The sequence below is a fragment of the Blastocatellia bacterium genome (genome assembly GCA_035275065.1).
Taxonomy (GTDB): Bacteria; Acidobacteriota; Blastocatellia; order UBA7656; family UBA7656; genus DATENM01.
The window spans coordinates 213,035-230,647 of the sequence record DATENM010000014.1 but is presented as its reverse complement, the minus strand read 5'-3'; the positions used below and the strand labels follow the sequence as shown (position 1 = coordinate 230,647).

The window sequence follows — 17,613 nt, the reverse complement described above, 5'->3', positions numbered from 1 at the left end:
AGGACTTGCCGTCTACTGCCTCCTGCTTCCTGCCTCCTGCCTACTCATACCGCAATGCCACCATCGGGTCGGTCCGGGCGGCGCGGCGGGCGGGCACGAAACTGGCCACCAGAGCCACTCCTGCCAGAAACAGAGCGACCGCGGCAAAGGTCACCGTATCGGTGGCGCTGACGCCGAACAACAGGCTCGACAGGTAACGAGTCAGCAGCACTGACGCCAGCAAGCCGCCGCCGATGCCTGCGGCAGTCAACCGCAGCCCTTGCCCCATCACCATGCGCAGCACATCGCCCGAGCGCGCCCCCAATGCCATGCGGATGCCGATCTCATGCGTTCGCTGCGTCACCGTGTAGCTCATCACGCCATAGATGCCCGACGCCGACAAGACCAGCGCGATGAACCCGAAGACCCCTAGCAGGATGAGGTTGAAGCGCGGCTGCGTCACCGCCTCGCCGACGATGTTGTCCATCGTCCGCAGGTCCGACACCGGCTGCGCCTTGTCAACTTCCTGCGCCGCCTCGCGCACAGACGCGGCGATGGTCGCCGGCTCGATGGTCGTGCGGATGACCATCGACATGGTTGCGAAAGGGTCCTGCAAGGCGCAGGTGTAAATCTCGGGCACCGGCGCTTCCTGCAACTCCAGGCTGCGAACGTTGGCGGCGACGCCGACGATCTCCATCCAGATCGGCTGATTGCGGCTGTCGGTGCCGCCCATGTTGAGGCGCTTGCCAACCGGGTTCTCGCCGGCGAAGTCCTTGTCGGCGGCAGCCTGGTTGATCATCACCACCAGCGGCACAGACATATTGTCGCGGCTGTCAAAGCCGCGGCCTTGCAGGATGGGAATGTTTAGGGCGCTGAAGTAGGCGGGATTGACTGAGCGATAATTGACACTCGGCCACTGATCGATGGGCAGCGGTGCTCGGCCTTCGATGCGAAAAGCCGAGGTCGGCCCTTTTTCGAGCGGCAGCGTGTTGATCAAGCCCACCTCTTGAACGCCAGGCACCGCCCGCAGCCGCTCTTCAACCTGCTGGAAGTAAGCGACAAACTGCGGGTCTTGCCTAAAGTTCGTCCCCGACGGGCTGAGTCGCAGGGTCAACACCTGTTGCGCGTTGAATCCGGTGTCAACCGCCTGCAAGCGCATGAAGCTGCGGAAGAGCAGCCCCGCGCCGACCAGCAGCACGAGTGATAGGGTGACTTCAGCGATGACGAAGAGACCGCGCAGGCGATTGCGTCCGCCGGTCGAGCCGCGGGCGCTGTCCTTGAGCGATTCCTGCAAGTTGACCCGCGAGACCTGCCACGCCGGCGCGAAGCCGAAGACGATGCCGGTGATCATAGACACCAGCAGTGTGAAGCCGAGCACCGCGAAGTCGAGGTTGATGTCGGCGAGGCGCGGGAAGTCTTTCGGCAGCAGCCGCGTTAGCAGGTCAACGCCCCACAACGCCAGCAGCAGGCCGAGCCCGCCGCCTGCGAGCGCCAGGATCAGGCTCTCCGTGAGCAGTTGCCTGAGGATGCGCCCGCGGCTCGCGCCCATCGCCGTGCGGATGGCGATCTCCTTCTGCCGCGCCGTCGCCCGCACCAGCATCAGGTTCGCCACATTCGCGCAGGCGATCAACAGGACGAAGCCGACTGCGCCGAGCAGCAGCCATAAGACGGTGCTGGTGTCGCCGACCAGGTTCGTGTGCAGCGTGTCGACGCGGTCAAAGCGATTGTTGTTGGATTCGGGGTACTGCTCGCGCAGCCGCGCGATGATGCTCTCCATCTCGGTCCTCGCCTGTTGGAGCGAGACGCCGGACTTGAGCAGCCCCACCGTGCTGAGGAAGCCGAAGCCGCGCGCGCGGTTGACATCCATCGCCTCGCTGAGCGTCGGCACGAGCTTGAATGGCGGCACCCAGGCGTCCGTCTTGTTGGGATACTGAAACCCCGCGGGCGCGATACCGACGACGGCGTAGCTGCGGCCGTCGAGCAGGATGTTGCGCCCGACAATCTCCGGGTCACCGCCGAAGCGCCGCTGCCACAGCCCGTGACTGATGACGATGATCGCCGGGTGGCCGGCCTGCTCGTCTTCGGCGATGAACAGCCGCCCGCGCTCTGGCTGTAGGCCGAAGACGTCGAAGAAATCGGCGGACGCCATCACCAGGTTGATGCGCTCGGCATCGTTCTCGCCGGCGAGATTTGCGGGGCGCTGAAGGATCGCCGCCAGGTGCTCGAAGACGGTGTTCTGATTGCGCCAGTCAACAAAGTTCGCCGGCGTCACCTGAACGCGCTTGCCCTCTTTGCTAAGCTCCTGAATGACGACGATGCGCTGGGCATCGCGGTAAGGCAGCGGGCGGAGCAGCACCGCGTTGACGACAGAAAAGATCGCGGTGTTGGCGCCAATGCCTAAAGCGAGTGTAATGATTGCCACTAATGCAAAGCCCGGCTGCTTCAGCAGCAGGCGCAGGCCATAACGCAGGTCTTGAGTGATCGTTTGCATAAAACCTCCCTGTTTATTCGTATCGCAGCGCGACCATCGGGTCTACCTTCGTTGCCCGGCGAGCCGGCAGGTAGCAGGCCAGCAGCGCCACCAGGACGAGCAACAGGGCGATGCCGGCAAAAGTCAGCGGGTCGTTGACGCTTGTGTTGAACAGCAGCGTCGCCATCAGCCGCGTCAGCAACAACGCCGCAATCAAGCCGCTGCCGACGCCAATCAATGCCAGCTTGATGCCTTGACCGGCGATCAGTTTCAGCACGTCGCCCGACCGCGCGCCGAGCGCGACGCGCAAGCCGATCTCGTGCGTTCGCATGGTCACGGTGTAAGCCATCACGCCGTAGAGCCCGACGGCGGCCAGCAACAACGCCACCGCGGCGAAGACGCCGAACAGGATGGTGTACAGACGCGGCTGCCAGACCGATTGCGCCTCGACCTCGTCCATCGTCCTGACGTGGGTGATGGGCAAGTCGGGATCAAGGGCGCGAATCTGCGTGCGCGCCGGCTCGATCAGGCTCTCAGGCTTTCCGGTCGTGCGTAGCGTGATATACATTCTGCCGACAGGAATTTCGACGTGCGGCAGGTAGACGCTGTTGCGCGTCGTCGCTTCCAAACGCTCGTGGCGCACGGCGCCGACGACGCCGACAATCGTGTGCCAGGGCTCGTTGTCTTCCGGCGGCCCGAAGCGTATGCGCTTGCCGATGGCGCTTTCATTCGGCCAGTACTGGCGCGCCAGCCGCTCATCAACAATGGTGATTTTCGGCCCCTCTGCGGTGTCAGCGTCGGTGAAGTCGCGCCCTTCGAGGATGGGGATGCCGAGGGCGCGAAAATAACCCGGCATAACGACGTTGTGCTGAATGAAAGGCGCTTGCCCGACCGAAAGGATGGGAAAGCCTTCGACCGTCAGGCTGCGGCCCCAGGTGTTGCCGCTCAACGGCAGGGTCGAAATCGCCGCGGCGCTCTCGACGCCGGGCTGCGCTCGCAGCCGCTCCATCAACTGACGAAAATAATCGCTGCGCCGCGCCCCGGGGTTGTACTTGCTTTGCGGCAGGTTGATGCGCATCGTCATCACGCCTGTCGGATTGAAGCCGGCGTCAACGTGTTGCAAGCGCAGGAAGCTGCGCATCATCAATCCGGCGCCGATCAACAGCACCAGCGACAGCGCGATCTCGGCAACCACCATCAAGCTGCGCGAGCGCTGGCGGCCCGCGCCGGCGGCGCTGCGGCCTCCTTCCTTGAGCGTTTCGTTGAGATTGATTCTCGATGCGTGCAGCGCCGGCAGAATGCCAAAGACCAGGCCGGTCAATAAAGCGACGCCGAACGTGAAGCCGAGCACGCGCCAGTCGAGTCCGAACTTCATCCAGAACGGCAGCTTGATGGGGATGGCCGCGAGCAACAGGTCGAGGCCCCAGACCGCCAGCAGCAAGCCGAGCGCGCCACCCAATCCGGCGAGCATGACGCTCTCGGTCAGCAGTTGCCGAACGATGCGCCAGCGCGAAGCGCCGAGCGCCGCCCGAATAGCGACCTCTTTCTGTCTCGTCGTCGCTCGCACCAGCATCAGGTTGGCGACGTTGGCACACGCGATCAACAAGACACAAGCGACGACGCTGAGCAGGATCACCAGCGCCTGGCGATAATCGCCCGTCAGCGCGTCGTGCATGCCCGTGACGCTGACGCCCAGCCCTTCGTTGGTCACAGGGTTCTGCTGTTCGATGCGCTCGGCAATGTCATTCATCTCGTTGCGCGCTTGCTCCAGGCTCATGCCGTCTTTCAAGCGAGCAATCGCGCCCAGACCGTGATCGTTGCGCGTATACGTTTTCGTGGTGAGGGCGAGCGGCACCCAGAATTCGGCGACCTCCGGAAAGCGGAAGCCTTCCGGCATGATGCCGATGACGGTGCGCGGGCGGCTATTCATAATCAACGTCTGGCCGATGATGCCGGGGTCGCCGCCGAAGCGGCGCTGCCACAGCCCGTAGCTGAGAATCACCACGGCGTCGGTATTCGGGCGGTCTTCTTCGGCGGTGAAAGTCCGTCCCAGCAGCGGCGACACGCGCAGGATTTCAAACAGCCCCTGCGCGCCCTCTGCTCCCTGAATCTGCTCGGGCTCGCCGCTTCCCGTAAGCGCCAGGCCGACGGTGTCGTAAGCCGCGACGTCTTCGAAGACGCGATTCTGCTCGCGCCAGTCGAGAAAGTTCGGGAACGACACGCCCATCGAAGTGACACCGCGCTTGAGCGCCGTTTCGTCGAGCGTCACCAGCCGCTCGGGCTGCGGGTAGGGCAGCGAGCGCAGCAGGATGCCATTGACGAAGCTGAAGATCGTCGTGTTGGCGCCGATGCCTAAGGCCAGTGTGATGACGGCAACCACCGTGAAGCCGGGCCGCTTCGTCAGCATGCGGACGCCGTAGCGCAGGTCTTGAATGATCGCTTGCATGATTCACCTCCGAATAATCAGGAAGCAGTCCCGTAGGGACGTGATGTTTATAGTCACCGGCGTTGTAGAGAACCCCAGCCCCGTAGGGGCGCGATGTCCATATGCCGCTCCTACGGAGCTTGCGTCTTTAAGGACATCCGTGGCTATAAACATCGCGCTCCTAACGGAGCTTGAGATGAACTGCCTCCTGCCTCCTGCCGCCTGCCTACTCATACCGCAATGCCACCATCGGGTCTACGCGGGTAGCGCGGCGCGCCGGCAGGTAGCAGGCCAGTAGCGCCACGCCTGCGAGCAGCAAGGCGATGGCCGCAAAGGCCAGCGGGTCGGTGGCGCTCGTGCCATAAAGCAAGCTCGCCATCAGCCGCGTCAGCGCGAAAGAGGCCGCCAGTCCGACCGCCACACCGACCAGCACCATGTTCATCCCCTGTCGCAAGATCATCCCCAGGATGTCGCCCGCCCGCGCCCCCAACGCCATGCGGATGCCGATCTCCTGTGTGCGCTGGCCGACCGTGTAACTGACGACGCCGTACAAGCCAACGGCGGTGATCGTCAGCGCCAACCCCGCGAAGATGCCCATCAACAGCATCAGGAATCGCTTGTCGGCGACGTTGCGCGATAGCAGGAATTCTTCGCTGCGGATTTTCCAGACCGGCTGATCTTTGTCCACCTTCCAGATGGCTTCGCGCACCGACTGGGACAGGCTCATCGGCTCAACACTGGTGCGCACCACGACCGTCGCGAAGATGCCGGGAAACTGGCTGTAGCAGTCGTAAACTTGCGGCTGCTGTTCTTCGCTCAGGTAGTACTGCCGGGCGTCGCCGACGACGCCGACGACGGTGCCGACAATCCCGTCGGCGAGCATCTTGATCTGCTTGCCGAGAGGGTCCTGGTCGGGCCAGAAGCGCCGCGCCATCGTCTGATTGATGACCAGAACAGTCGGCGTGTTCAACTGGTCGCGGCTGTCGAAGAGGCGGCCCTGGATGAAAGGAATGCCGATGGTGTCGAAGTAGCCGGGCGTCGCCGTGTTCCACAAGACCTGCGGCTCCTGGCCCTTGGGCGGCGCTTCGCGGTCGGGCAGGCCGATGCGCGTGGTCTGGCCGTTGCCGCTGAAGGGCAGACCGCGAACCAGCGCCGCCGACTCGACGCCGGGCACTTCTCGCAAGTGCTCGACGACCTGGCGGTGGAACTCCCACTGACCCTCAGGCTTGCCATATTTGTTGCGCGGCATGCGGTATTCGAGCGTCAGCAGGTTGGCGGGCTTAAAGCCCGGGTCTACCTGAAGCAGTCTATAAAAGCTCTTGATGAGCAGCGCGCCGCCGACCAGCAGCACCAGCGACAGCGCCACCTGCACGACGACAAAGACGCTGCGCGCCCGCCGCGCCCCCGCGCCTTCGCTGCCGGCGCGCCCGCCTTCTTTAAGCACCGTGTGCAGATCGATGCGCGACAGTTGCAGTGCCGGCGCAAGGCCAAACAGGATGCCTGTGAGGATTGACGCTCCGAGCGAGAACAATAATACGCGGGTGTCGAGCTTTACCGCATTCAGCGGCAGCCCGCCCGGGTTGACCGCCAGCAATCCGTCAATCCCCCAGGCGGCGATGAAGAGTCCGAGCCCGCCGCCGAGCAAGGCCAGCAAGGTCGTCTCGGTCAACAACTGCCGAACCAATCGCCAGCGGCCCGCCCCCAACGCGGCGCGCAGGGCGAATTCTTTGAGCCGCGCCGCGCCGCGCGCCAGTGTCAGGTTGGCGAGGTTGGCGCACGCAATCAACAGGATGATGCCGACCGCCGCGAACAGCACCAGCAGGATCGGGCGAATGTCTTGCACCGCCAGCTCGCTGAGCATCTCGGCCTTGGCGCTGCGCCCGGCATTGTTGTCCGGGTACGCCTGCTCCATCTGCGCGGCGATGGTTCGAGCTTCGGCCTGCATTGATTCGAGCGACACGCCCGGCTTGAGGTGGCCGATGCCGAAGAGGAAGCGCGCGTCGCGCTGAGGGGTATAGCCGGGAAAACGCTGCGCCGTCATCCAGACTTCGACTTCCGCGTCCATCGGCTGGTGAAAGGCGCTGGTGACGACGCCGACGACGCTATAGGGCTCGCCGTTGAGGATGACTTTCTTGCCCGTCAGGTCGGGGTCAGCGTTCAGGTGACGCTGCCAGAAGCCTTCATTGACGACGGCGACGCGGTCGGCGCCCGGCTGATCTTCGCCGCGCATAAAGGTTCGCCCAATGACCGGCGAGAGGTTGAAGACCTCGAAGAAATTCGCCGACACAAAGCCGCCGCGCACGCGCTCCGGCTGATCCTGGCCGGTCAGGTTGACGCTCTGCGATTGAAACGCCGCAAAGTCATCGAGCGTCGTCAACTGCGCCGCGAAGTCTTGCGCTTCGGCGAGCGAGATGACGTCGCGGTTGCCCTTGGCATCCGCCGCGAACAGCATCACGAGCTTCTGCGGGTTGTGATACGGCAGGGCGCGCAGCAGCACGGCGTTGATGACCGAGAAGATCGCCGTGTTCGCGCCGATGCCTAGAGCCAGTGTAATGATGGCCACGAATGTGAAACCGGGCCGCTTCAGCAGCATGCGCGCGCCGTAGCGAATATCTTGCAGCAGTGTTTGCATAAATAACCCCTTATTCGTATCTGAGTGCGATCATCGGGTCTACCTTGGTGGCGCGGCGCGCAGGGACATAGCAGGCCAGTAGCGCCACCGCCGTCAAAATGATGGGCACGGCGGCGAAGATCGTCAGATCATTCGCCGAGACTTCAAACAGCAGGCTCGCCATCGCCTTCATCATGAACCACGCGCCGAGCGTGCCGATGCCGAGCCCCGTGACGGTCAGCCCCATGCCGTGGCGGACGACCATCTTCAATACGTCCGTAGGCCGCGCGCCCAGGGCCATGCGGATGCCGATCTCGCGCGTCCGCTGCGTCACCGTGTAGCTCATCACGCCGTAGATGCCGACGCCCGCAAGCAACAGGGCGATGCCGGCGAAGACAGACATCAGTGCTCCCGTAAAGCTGAAGCCCATCGTCGAGGCCGAGCGCACCTGCTGCATGGTTTGAACTTCAAAGACCGGCTGGTCTTTGTCAATCGCCTGGACTTCGGCGCGGATGGCCGGGGTCAACGCGGCTGGTTCGCCGCTCGTGTGCGCCACCAGCACCATCGAAGACCACGGGTCTTGCGCCAGCGGGAAGTAGTATTCCGGGGTGACGGCCAGATTCAGCTCGTGCTTGACGTCGCGGATGACGCCGACCACCGTGCGCCAGGGGTTCTCGGCAATCGGTCCCTCCAGGCGAAAGCGTTTGCCGATGGCGTCGCCGTTCGGCCAGTATTGCCGCGCCATGGTCTCATTGATGACCGCGACCGGTGGCGCGGTGGCGATGTCCTGCTCGGTGAAGCCGCGTCCGTTGAGCACCTGAATGCCCATCGCCTTAAAGTAATCCGGCGTACAGTTGCGGTAGCGCCCGATGAACTCCTGGCCGGGTGGCGGGTCGGGCACGCCTTCGACAAGAAAGCTGTCCGACGAGTTGCTGCCGCCAAGCGGAATATAGTTGGTCAGGCCGACCGATTCGACGCCGGGTAGGGTTGCGACTTGCCGGTTCAACTGCTCGTAAAACGCGCGCCGCTGTGCTGCGTCCGCGTATTTGGCGCGCGGCAGCGTCATTCTCATAGTCAGCACGTTGTCGCCGTTAAAGCCGGGGTTGGTTTTTAGAATTTGCCAGAAACTCTTGACCATCAAGCCGGCGCCGACGAGCAGCACCAGCGCCAGCGCGACTTCGGCGATCACCAGGGTGCTGCGCAGGCGATGATGGCCGCTCGCGGTCGTCTTGCCGCTGCCTTCTTTGAGCGTTTCATTCAAATCCGGCTTCGATGCCTGCAACGCCGGCGCCAGCCCGAAGAGAATGCCAACGAACAGCGACAGCCCCAGCGTGTAAGCCAGAACAGTCAGATTGATGCTGATGTTTTTCCAGCCGATGATATAGCGCACCGTTTCGCCGGGCATGGCGGCTTTCAAGGTGTCCACGCCCCATAGCGCCAGCAGGATGCCTGCAACGCCGCCCGCGACGGAGAGGATAACGCTCTCGGTGATCAACTGCCGCATGATGCGCCAGCGGCTCGCGCCTAATGCTAAACGGACGGCGATTTCTTTGCTGCGCGAGGCGGCGCGCGCCATCGTCAGGTTGGCGACGTTGGCGCAAGCGATCAACAGGACGAAGCCGACTGCCAGTAGCGACACCAGCAGCGCCGCTTTGTAGATGCGCACGGTGTCGTCCATCAGGGTGTAGACGGTGATGCCGCGCCCGGTGTTCGTCTGCGGGTTTTGTTCCGCGAGGCGTCCGGCAATCGCGTCCATGTCGGCCTGCGCCTGCGCCAGCGAGACGCCGTCTTTCAGGCGGGCGACCGTGAGATTGCCGTGGCTGCCGCGACTGGCCGAGAGTTGCGGCGTGAAGGCGAAAGGCGCAAGGATGTCGAAGCCTTTGGGGAACTGATAATTTTCGCCCATCACGCCGATGACCGTGCGCGGAATGCCGTTGATGGTGACCGTCTGGTTGATGATCTGCGGGTCGCCGGCGAAGCGCCGCTGCCACAATCCATAACTGAGAATGACCACCTGATCCTTGCCGGGCTGTCCCTCTTCGGGAATGAAGCCGCGGCCCAGCAGGGGTTGCACTTTCATGGTGTCGAGCAGGTTGGTTGTGACCACATAACCCTGTAATCGCTCCGGCGGATCAATGCCCGACAGGTTGGCGTTCCACCAGCTATAGAGCGAGATGTTCTCAAACGACTGGTTCTGCGCTTGCCAGTCGAGATAGTTGGCGATGGCGGTTTCGTTGCGCTCGACGCCCTGGCTCGGAACCTTCTCCCAGAGGGCCACCAGGCGGTTGACCTGGGGGAAGGGCAGCGGATTGATGAGCAGCGCATCCACCATGCTAAAGATGGCGGTGTTGGCGCCAATCCCTAATGCCAGGGTAATCACAGCCACCAGCGTAAAGCCGGGCCGCTTGCCGAGCATGCGCAATCCATATCGCAGGTCTTGAGTAATCGTCTGCATAAAAACCTCCAATAATCAGGAAGCAGTCCCGTAGGGACGTGATGTTTATAGTGACTAGCGTCGTAGAGAACCCCAGCCCCGTAGGGGCGCAATGTCCACATTCCGCTCCTACGGAGCTTGCGTCTTTGAGGTTATCCATGACTATAAACATCGCGCTCCTAACGGAGCTTGAGAATGAACTGCTTCCTGTCTACTCGTATCTAAGCGCCGCCATCGGATCGATCTTCGTGGCGCGGCGCGCAGGGATGTAGCAAGCCACCAGCGCCACGACGCCCAGCAACAGGGCAATCACCGCGAACGTCAGCGGGTCGGTAGGGCTCAACCCGAATAGCAAGTTGGCCATCAATCGCGTCAGCGCCACGGCCACCACAACCCCAATCGCGATGCCGGCTGCCGTCAACATCATACCCTTGCCGACGAACAGCCTCAGCACGTCCTTGCTTTGGCCGCCGAGCGCCATGCGGATGCCGATCTCCTGTGTGCGTTGCGACACCGTGTAAGCGATCACGCCATAGATGCCGGTCAGCGTCAGAATCAACCCCGTCGCCCCGAACAGGGCGAAGAGCAAGGTGTAGAACTGCGTCTCGGCGACGGTGCCGCGGATGGCCTCTGCGAGCGGCTGCACATTGGTGACCGGCACGGTCCGATCACCCGAGCGCACTGCTTCGGTGAAGCTTCCAGTCAACGCCGCGGGGGCATGCGTGGTGCGCACCAGAAAGTTGCCCCAATCCCAACTGTTCTGCTGGTAAGGCAAGTAGATTTCGGGATTCGCTGCCCTGGTCAAGCTCGAATGATGTACGTCGCCGACGACGCCGACGATCTCAAATTGTTCGGGGTCGCCCTCGTTTTGATTCGCGCCGATGTGCGAGATGCGCTTGCCAATCGGGTCTTCGTCGGCGAAGTAGCGGCGCGCCAGGGTTTCGTTGATGATGGCAACGCCGGTGCCGCCGCGCTGATCCTGCTCAGTGAAGTAACGCCCCCGGCGCAAGGGAATCTTGATGGCCTCGAAGTAATCGACGGTGACGCTGCGGTTGTTAGCGTCGGGCTCTTGCCCCGGCTCAGGCGCGGGGCGGCCTTCAATCCTGAAATCGCTGCCGACATTGCCGCCGCTGAAGGGCATCGGCGCGACGAAGGCCGCGCTCTCGACGCCGGGCATGGCTTTCAACCGTTCGAGCGTTTGCTTGACGTAGCGGACTCGCTCGTCGTGCGCTTGATAGAGCGCCCGCGTCATGCTGATGCGCCCGGTCAATACGTTCTTCGGATCGAAGCCGGGATCGACATTCACGAGCATCGCAAAGCTGCGAATCATGAGCCCTGCGCCGACGAGCAGCACCAGACCCAGCGCCACTTCGGTGACGACCAGCGAGTCACGCCAGACGCGCAGCGACCGGCTGCTGGTGACGCTTTTCGCGCCGCCCTTCAACAGCTCGTTAATCTCCGGGCGCGACGCTTTGATGACCGGCAGCAGACTGAACAGCAGCGCCGTCAAGACGGACACGGCAAGCGTAAAGACAAGCACTTTGGCGTTGATCTGCACTTCGTCGAGCCGCGGTAGTTGATTCGCGCCATAATGCTTGATGGCGCTCAGGCCCCACATCGCGACGAGCAAGCCGGCGCCGCCCGCGAGCAATGAAAGCACCAGGCTCTCAGTCAACAGTTGCCGAATAATCTGCCAGCGGCTGGCCCCGAGCGCGGCGCGCAAGGCGAGTTCTTTCTCCCTGGCGCTGGCTCGCACGAGCAGCAGATTGGTCACGTTGGTGCAGGCGATCAGCAGAATGAATCCCACGGCCCCCAGCAACACCCAGAGCGCGCGGCGCACGTCATGGCCGACTAACTGCTCATCCACGCGCACCACGTAAGCCGTGGCGTTGCGATTGTATTGCGGATACTGCCCGGCAAGGCTATCGGCGATGCCGGTCATCTCGGCTTGCGCCTGCGCCATCGAGACGCCCGGCTGCAAGCGGCCAATCGCCCTGAGCACCTGCGCGCCGCGCTGGTCGAGGTTGCCGCCTTCGCCGGCGATGGTGGTCACGAGCTGGATGTCTTTGCCGGCCAGCGGAAACTCGAAGCCGGGCGGCAGAACGCCGATGATGGTGAACAGCTTGCCATTCAAGGTCAGCGATTGCCCGAGCGCCGCCTCATTGCCGCCAAACTGAGTTTGCCAAAAATCGTGGCCGAGAATGACAACGGGTTGAGCGCCGCGCCGCTCCTCTTCGAATTGAAAATCGCGACCGCGCAGCACCCGGACTTTGAGGAGCGACAGGAAGTTGGCAGTGACGCGCATCCCTTGAACGCGTTCGGCCTGACCGTCGCGCAGCAGAATAAAGCCGTTGGGCTTGTAAGCGGCGATGGTCTCAAAGCTCTGACTGCGGGTTTGCCAGTCTTGCAGATTAAGGTAAGAGATGTAGCCTTCGACGCGCCTGTCCAGAGGGGATCGCCAGATCGCCGCGACGCGCTCCGGTTCGGCGATGGCCGGCGGATTCAAGACCAGCGCGTTGATGACGGAAAAGATCGCCGTGTTGGCGCCGATGCCTAAAGCCAGCGTGATGACGGCAACCAGCGTAAAGCCGGGCCGCTTGCCGAGCATGCGCAATCCGTATCGCAAATCTTGCAGCAGAGTTTGCATAAGTCCCCTCCAGGGAGTCAGGAGTCAGAATTCAGAAGTCAGAATGAATAAGGCAGTCGGCTTCGCCTCCGCTTTTATTCTGACTCTTGACTCCTGACATCTGACTTCTATTCGTATCTGAGCGCCACCATCGGGTCTACTCTGGTTGCCCGCCGCGCCGGAAGATAGCAAGCCAACAGAGCAACTGAACCGAGTAACAATGCGATAGCCATGAACGTCAGCGGGTCGGTCGCGTTGATGCCGTATAGGCGGCTCGCGACCACGCGCGTCAATGCCAGCGCCGCCGCTACGCCGACGCCCAAGCCAATCAGCGTCATCTTCATTCCTTGCGCGATGACAAGCCGCAAAATCCCGCCCGTCTGGGCGCCCAGCGCCATGTGTATGCCGATCTCATGCGTGCGTTGCGTAACCGTGTAAGACATCACACCGTAAAGCCCCACTACTGTCAGCACCAGCGCGAGCAAACCGAACAACGAGAGCAACACGCTTTGTATTCGCTCGACGTATAGCGATCTTCCTATATGTTCCGGCAGCGTGCGAATGTTGAAGGCGGGTAGCGCCGGGTCGAGCGCGCTTAACTCGGCCTGGATTGGCGCGATCACCCCGGTTGGTGGGAGCGCTGTGCGCACGAGTAGATTCATGCCGGAAGAATACTGCTGCGCCAACGGTTGGTACATCGTCATTCGCGGCTCTTCGCGCAGGTCGCGGTATTTGGTAGCGCGGGCCACACCAACGACCTCAAAGTTTTCAATGCCGTCGTAGAAGCTCTGCCCGACTGGATCGGTGTTCGGCCAAAACTTACGCGCCATCGTCTCATTGACGATGATCACTCGCGCCGACTTCTCGCTGTCTAACGATCTGAAATCGCGGCCCTGTAGCAGCGGCAGCCCCAGCGTCTCGAAGAACTGTGGCGTCACGGTGATGATGTCAATCGAGATGGGGTCGTTGACCGCCGGCCGCGTGCCATTGGGAGGCCTTTGTAAGCGAGAGCCGCCTGCGGTCACCGGCAGCACGCTGGCCAGACTGACGGCTTGCACGCCCGGAACGGCAGCGACCTTCTCAAGCGCAGCGGCGTAGAAGTTCTTGCCCGGCACTTCTCGGTAGCCTCGCAAGCGCAGGTCGAGCGTGAGCGCCACCACCTGGTCACCGGAGAAGCCGACGTCAATAGAACGCAGCTTCCACAAACTGCGCAGGAAAAGCCCTGCGCCGACCAGCAACACAATCGAGACGGCGACTTGCGCCATCACCAGCAGATTCCGCAGCGAAAACATTCGGATAGACAAGGGCGACGAAGCCCGGCCATCTTTCAGCACCGGCACCAGCTCGACGCGTGCCGCCTGCAAGGCCGGGATAATACCGAACAACAGTGAAGTGATTACCGCCACCGCGAGCGTGAAGATGATGACGCGCCAATTGGGCGAGCTGTCGAGCGTCAGCGCCCCGCCAACTCGTGTGCGAATGTTGGTCATGAGATCATGCGACCAGAGCACGATCAACAGCCCAAGGCTCCCTCCAATGAGCGCCAGCAGTAGACTCTCAACCATGAGCTGCCCGACGATGCGCCCGCGAGAAGCGCCGAGCGCCAATCGAATGCCCACCTCCTTTTGTCGCGCCTGCCCGCGGGCCAGCAAAAGATTGGCGATGTTCGCGCAGGCGATGAGCAGGATCAACGCAACCATCACCGCAAGCAGTTGCAGCGGTTGCGATAACTCAGCAACGTAAAAGTCATTGCCGCGCGACGCAGGAGTGAGCGCAGCCTGCCAATCACCGGCACCGCGGGCGCTCTCGAATCCCGGCGGCAACTGCGAGGTTAGCCTCTCCTGCGCCTGCGCCAGTGTCACACCAGGTTTCAACCGCGCCGCCAGCTCCAGCCAACTCGTTTGACGGGAACTCAGTAATTCAGGCGATCCGCCCAGCGCGATGCGCTGCGGCAAGGTCAACCAGACATCCGCGGCCAAGCCCTGCGCTAAGCCCGTGAAACCCGGAGGGGCAACGCCGACGACGGCGAAGCTGCGACCGTTAATCGTCAATGTCTTTTGCAAGACAGCCGCATCGCCGGAGAAGAAGCGCTTCCACAGTCTGTCGCTGATGACCACGGCAGGCTGCGCCCCAGGGAACTCGTCGCTTGGGACAAAGCCGGTGCCGCGCGCCAGCTCAAGGCCGAGCACCGAGAAATAGTTCGCGCTGACATATTCTCCGCGCAGCCGCTCGGTTTGGTTACCGTCGCTGATGCCGAAGCTGCTGTCGGTTTTAGCTAGCAGTCCCGAAAACACATCGTTGTTGTCGCGCAGGGCGACATAGAGCGGATAAGAAAAATCTGGATGCGAGCCGCCCTCGGTGGTGTGCGTTGCGACCAGCACCAGTTCCTCCGGGCGCGGCACGGTTAGCGTCCGCAGCAACACGGCGTCTAACAAGCCGAAGAGCGCGGAGTTGGCCCCAATACCCAGCGCCAAGGTGACGACAGCCACAGCCGTGAATCCCGGCGTTTTGATCAGCATTCTCCAACCGAAGCGCACATCACTCAACAATGTCTGCATAAACTCTCCTCCTCGGGGAAACGTCAGACCTGGAAACGTTCCCTCGAAGGTTTGAGGCCCTTCTCATTCGTAGCGCAGCGCCACCATCGGGTCTACTCTGGTTGCCCGCCGCGCCGGCAGGTAACAGGCCGCGAGCGCCACGCCGGCCAGCGTCAAGGCGATAGCGGCGAAGGTCAACGGATCGGTGGCGCTGACGGCGAATAACAGGTCGTTGATCAGTCGCGTCAATAAAGCGGCAGCCAGCGCGCCGACGCCGACGCCGAGCAACGTCACGGTCATGCCTTCGCGGATGACCAGCCGCAATATGTCTTTTGTCTGAGCGCCGAGGGCGACGCGGATGCCCAGCTCAGCGGTGCGCTGCGCCACCGAATAAGCGACGACGCCATAGATGCCGACGCCTGCAAGCAGCAGGGCGAGCCCCGCCAAGCAGTTCAACAACAAGGCGCTGAACCGCGGGCGCGACAGATTCGTGGCCAGCAGTTGCTCGACGGTCGCGACGCCGGCGATGGCTTGAGTGGCGTCGAGCGCCGCGACTTCGCGCCGCACGACAGGCAGAAAGGCCGTCGCCTCGGTCGCCGTGCGCACGGCGAAATGGTTGAGCGTGACCGCGCTCTGCGCATGCGGCACATAAACATCCCAACGCACGTCGCGCAGCTCGCGGTAACGCACGTCACCGGCAACCGCGACGATGGTGCGCAAAGGCTCGTCCGCCGACGCCGGCTCAAGCTTGATGCGTTTGCCCACCGCCGCCTCGGCAGACCCGAAGAGTTGCCTGGCCATACTTTCGCTGACGATGACGACGCGCTCGGTGTCGGCCCTGTCCTGTTCGGCAAATTCCCGCCCGGCCTTGATGGCGATATTCATGGCACGGAAGTAATGCGGCGTGACGACTTCAAAGTTTGCCACGGTGTTGCGCCGCGCTTCGTCCAGCGGTTGGCCTTCGAGCGCGTAATCCATCTCCCAGCCGACCGTGCCTTCGAGCGGGCGGATCAACACGCCGCCGGCAGCAACGACGCCGGGCTGGCTTTCGAGCCGCTCGACCAGCCGGCTGAAGAACTCGCGCCGCGCCTCGGGCTTGCCATAGCGCGCGCCGGTCAGCCGCAACTGCATGGTCAGAACGTTGCGCGGCTCAAGGCCGAGATCAACGCGGCTGAGGTTCATGAAACTGCGCAGGATGAGCGCCGCGCCCGCCAGCAGCACCATGGTGATGGCGATTTCGGCAACGATCAGCGACTGGCGCAGCCGCTTGCCGGCGCGGTCGCCCGATAGCCTGGAGCTACCTTCGTTGAGCGTCTCGCTGAGGTTGAGCCTGGAAGCCGCGAGCGCCGGGATCAGTCCGAACATCAGGCTTGCCGACAGCGTGACAAGAGCACTGAAGGCGAGCGCCGGCAAACTGAGACGGACTTCGTTGATGCGCGGCACGTCGGCGGGGGCGACCTGGATGAGCAGGTCAACCAGCCAGTGCGCCAGCAGCAAGCCGAGCCCGCCACCGATGACCGCAAGCACCAGGCTCTCAGTCAATAGTTGCCGAATAATCTGCCAGCGGCTGGCCCCGAGCGCGGTGCGCAAGGCGAACTCCCGACGCCGCGAAGTCGCGCGCGCCAGCAGCAGGTTGGCGATGTTGGCCGAGGCGATTAGCAGCAACAGCGCGGTGGCGGCCAGCAGCAGCCAGAGCGCCGGACGGGCGTCGCCGAAGAGATGCTCAGCCAGCGGCGTGATGACGACGCGATGGCCCGCGGCAGCGGTCTCCGGGTGTTGTTCGGCAATGCTTGCGATGACTGTGTTCAACTCGGCTTCGGCTTGCTCGCGAGTGACGCCGGGCTTCAGCCTGCCGACGGCTTGCAAGAAGATCGCGCCGCGATTTTGCCAGACGCGCGGGTTCATCGTCGCCGTCAGCGGCACCCATAGGTCAACGCCGCGGGGGAATTCAAATTGCGGCGGCATGACGCCGACGACCGTGAAGCCCTGGCCTGTGAGCGTCAGTGTGCGCCCGATGATCTCCGGGTCAGCGTTGAAGGTCGTGCGCCATAGCCGGTCGCTCAGCACGGCGACTTTCGGCGCATTCACCTGATCGTCGTTTTCGTCGAGGACGCGGCCAAGCGCCGGTTGCGCGCCGAGCAGTGAAAAGAAGCCGCCCGTCACCTTTGAGCTTTCGAGCTGTACGGCTTCATCGCCGCCGGTCAGCACGTAGCCGTAACCGTAGGCCGTCGTCGGCATCGCCGCCATCTCAGCAAAGCTCTGGCTCGCGGCCTGCCAGTCTTTGAATTCGGCGGGCGACAGCTCGACGAAAGGCGCGGTGGCGGTCGTGTCTTTCTTCCAGGCGACGATCAGGCTTTCCTGATGAGCGAAGGGCAGCGGGCGCAGCAAGACGCCATAAACGACGCTGAAGATGGCGGTGTTCGCGCCGATGCCTAAAGCCAGCGTGAGGACGGCAACGAACGTGAAGCCGGGCCGCTTCAGCAGCATCCGCCAGCCATACCGCACATCTTGCAGCAGTGTTTGCATAAGTC

Annotated in this window: 7 protein-coding genes; all 7 read right to left on the bottom strand. The window is 63.0% G+C overall.

Annotated features, from left to right (window positions below; translation table 11 throughout):
* Nucleotides 1–40 precede the first annotated feature (40 nt).
* On the bottom strand, nt 41–2,470 hold the full coding sequence (locus tag VJ464_02785; protein HKQ04031.1) for an ABC transporter permease: 2,430 nt from the start codon (nt 2,468–2,470) through the stop codon (nt 41–43).
* Between the two features lie 13 nt (nt 2,471–2,483).
* Complete coding sequence (locus VJ464_02780; protein ID HKQ04030.1) at nt 2,484–4,895, bottom strand: ABC transporter permease; 2,412 nt, start codon at nt 4,893–4,895, stop codon at nt 2,484–2,486.
* 205 nt (nt 4,896–5,100) lie between these two features.
* Nucleotides 5,101–7,506 carry an ABC transporter permease gene (locus tag VJ464_02775; protein ID HKQ04029.1) on the bottom strand — a complete coding sequence of 802 codons (2,406 nt, stop codon included), beginning with the start codon at nt 7,504–7,506 and terminating at the stop codon, nt 5,101–5,103.
* Nucleotides 7,507–7,516: 10 nt separating this feature from the next.
* On the bottom strand, nt 7,517–9,940 hold the full coding sequence (locus tag VJ464_02770) for an ABC transporter permease (GenBank protein HKQ04028.1): 2,424 nt from the start codon (nt 9,938–9,940) through the stop codon (nt 7,517–7,519).
* 190 nt (nt 9,941–10,130) lie between these two features.
* On the bottom strand, nt 10,131–12,566 hold the full coding sequence (locus tag VJ464_02765) for an ABC transporter permease (GenBank protein HKQ04027.1): 2,436 nt from the start codon (nt 12,564–12,566) through the stop codon (nt 10,131–10,133).
* A 107-nt stretch (nt 12,567–12,673) separates the two neighbouring features.
* Nucleotides 12,674–15,103: an ABC transporter permease gene (locus VJ464_02760; protein ID HKQ04026.1), complete on the bottom strand. Its 2,430-nt coding sequence runs from the start codon at nt 15,101–15,103 to the stop codon at nt 12,674–12,676.
* Nucleotides 15,104–15,166: 63 nt separating this feature from the next.
* Nucleotides 15,167–17,608: an ABC transporter permease gene (locus VJ464_02755; protein ID HKQ04025.1), complete on the bottom strand. Its 2,442-nt coding sequence runs from the start codon at nt 17,606–17,608 to the stop codon at nt 15,167–15,169.
* Nucleotides 17,609–17,613 lie beyond the last annotated feature (5 nt).

Excerpts from the sequence above, each read along its gene's own strand:
- VJ464_02785 (HKQ04031.1), bottom strand. The coding sequence starts at position 2,470 with ATGCAAACGATCACTCAAGACCTGCGTTATGGCCTGCGCCTGCTGCTG.
- VJ464_02780 (HKQ04030.1), bottom strand. The coding sequence starts at position 4,895 with ATGCAAGCGATCATTCAAGACCTGCGCTACGGCGTCCGCATGCTGACG.
- VJ464_02775 (HKQ04029.1), bottom strand. The coding sequence starts at position 7,506 with ATGCAAACACTGCTGCAAGATATTCGCTACGGCGCGCGCATGCTGCTG.
- VJ464_02770 (HKQ04028.1), bottom strand. The coding sequence starts at position 9,940 with ATGCAGACGATTACTCAAGACCTGCGATATGGATTGCGCATGCTCGGC.
- VJ464_02765 (HKQ04027.1), bottom strand. The coding sequence starts at position 12,566 with ATGCAAACTCTGCTGCAAGATTTGCGATACGGATTGCGCATGCTCGGC.
- VJ464_02760 (HKQ04026.1), bottom strand. The coding sequence starts at position 15,103 with ATGCAGACATTGTTGAGTGATGTGCGCTTCGGTTGGAGAATGCTGATC.
- VJ464_02755 (HKQ04025.1), bottom strand. The coding sequence starts at position 17,608 with ATGCAAACACTGCTGCAAGATGTGCGGTATGGCTGGCGGATGCTGCTG.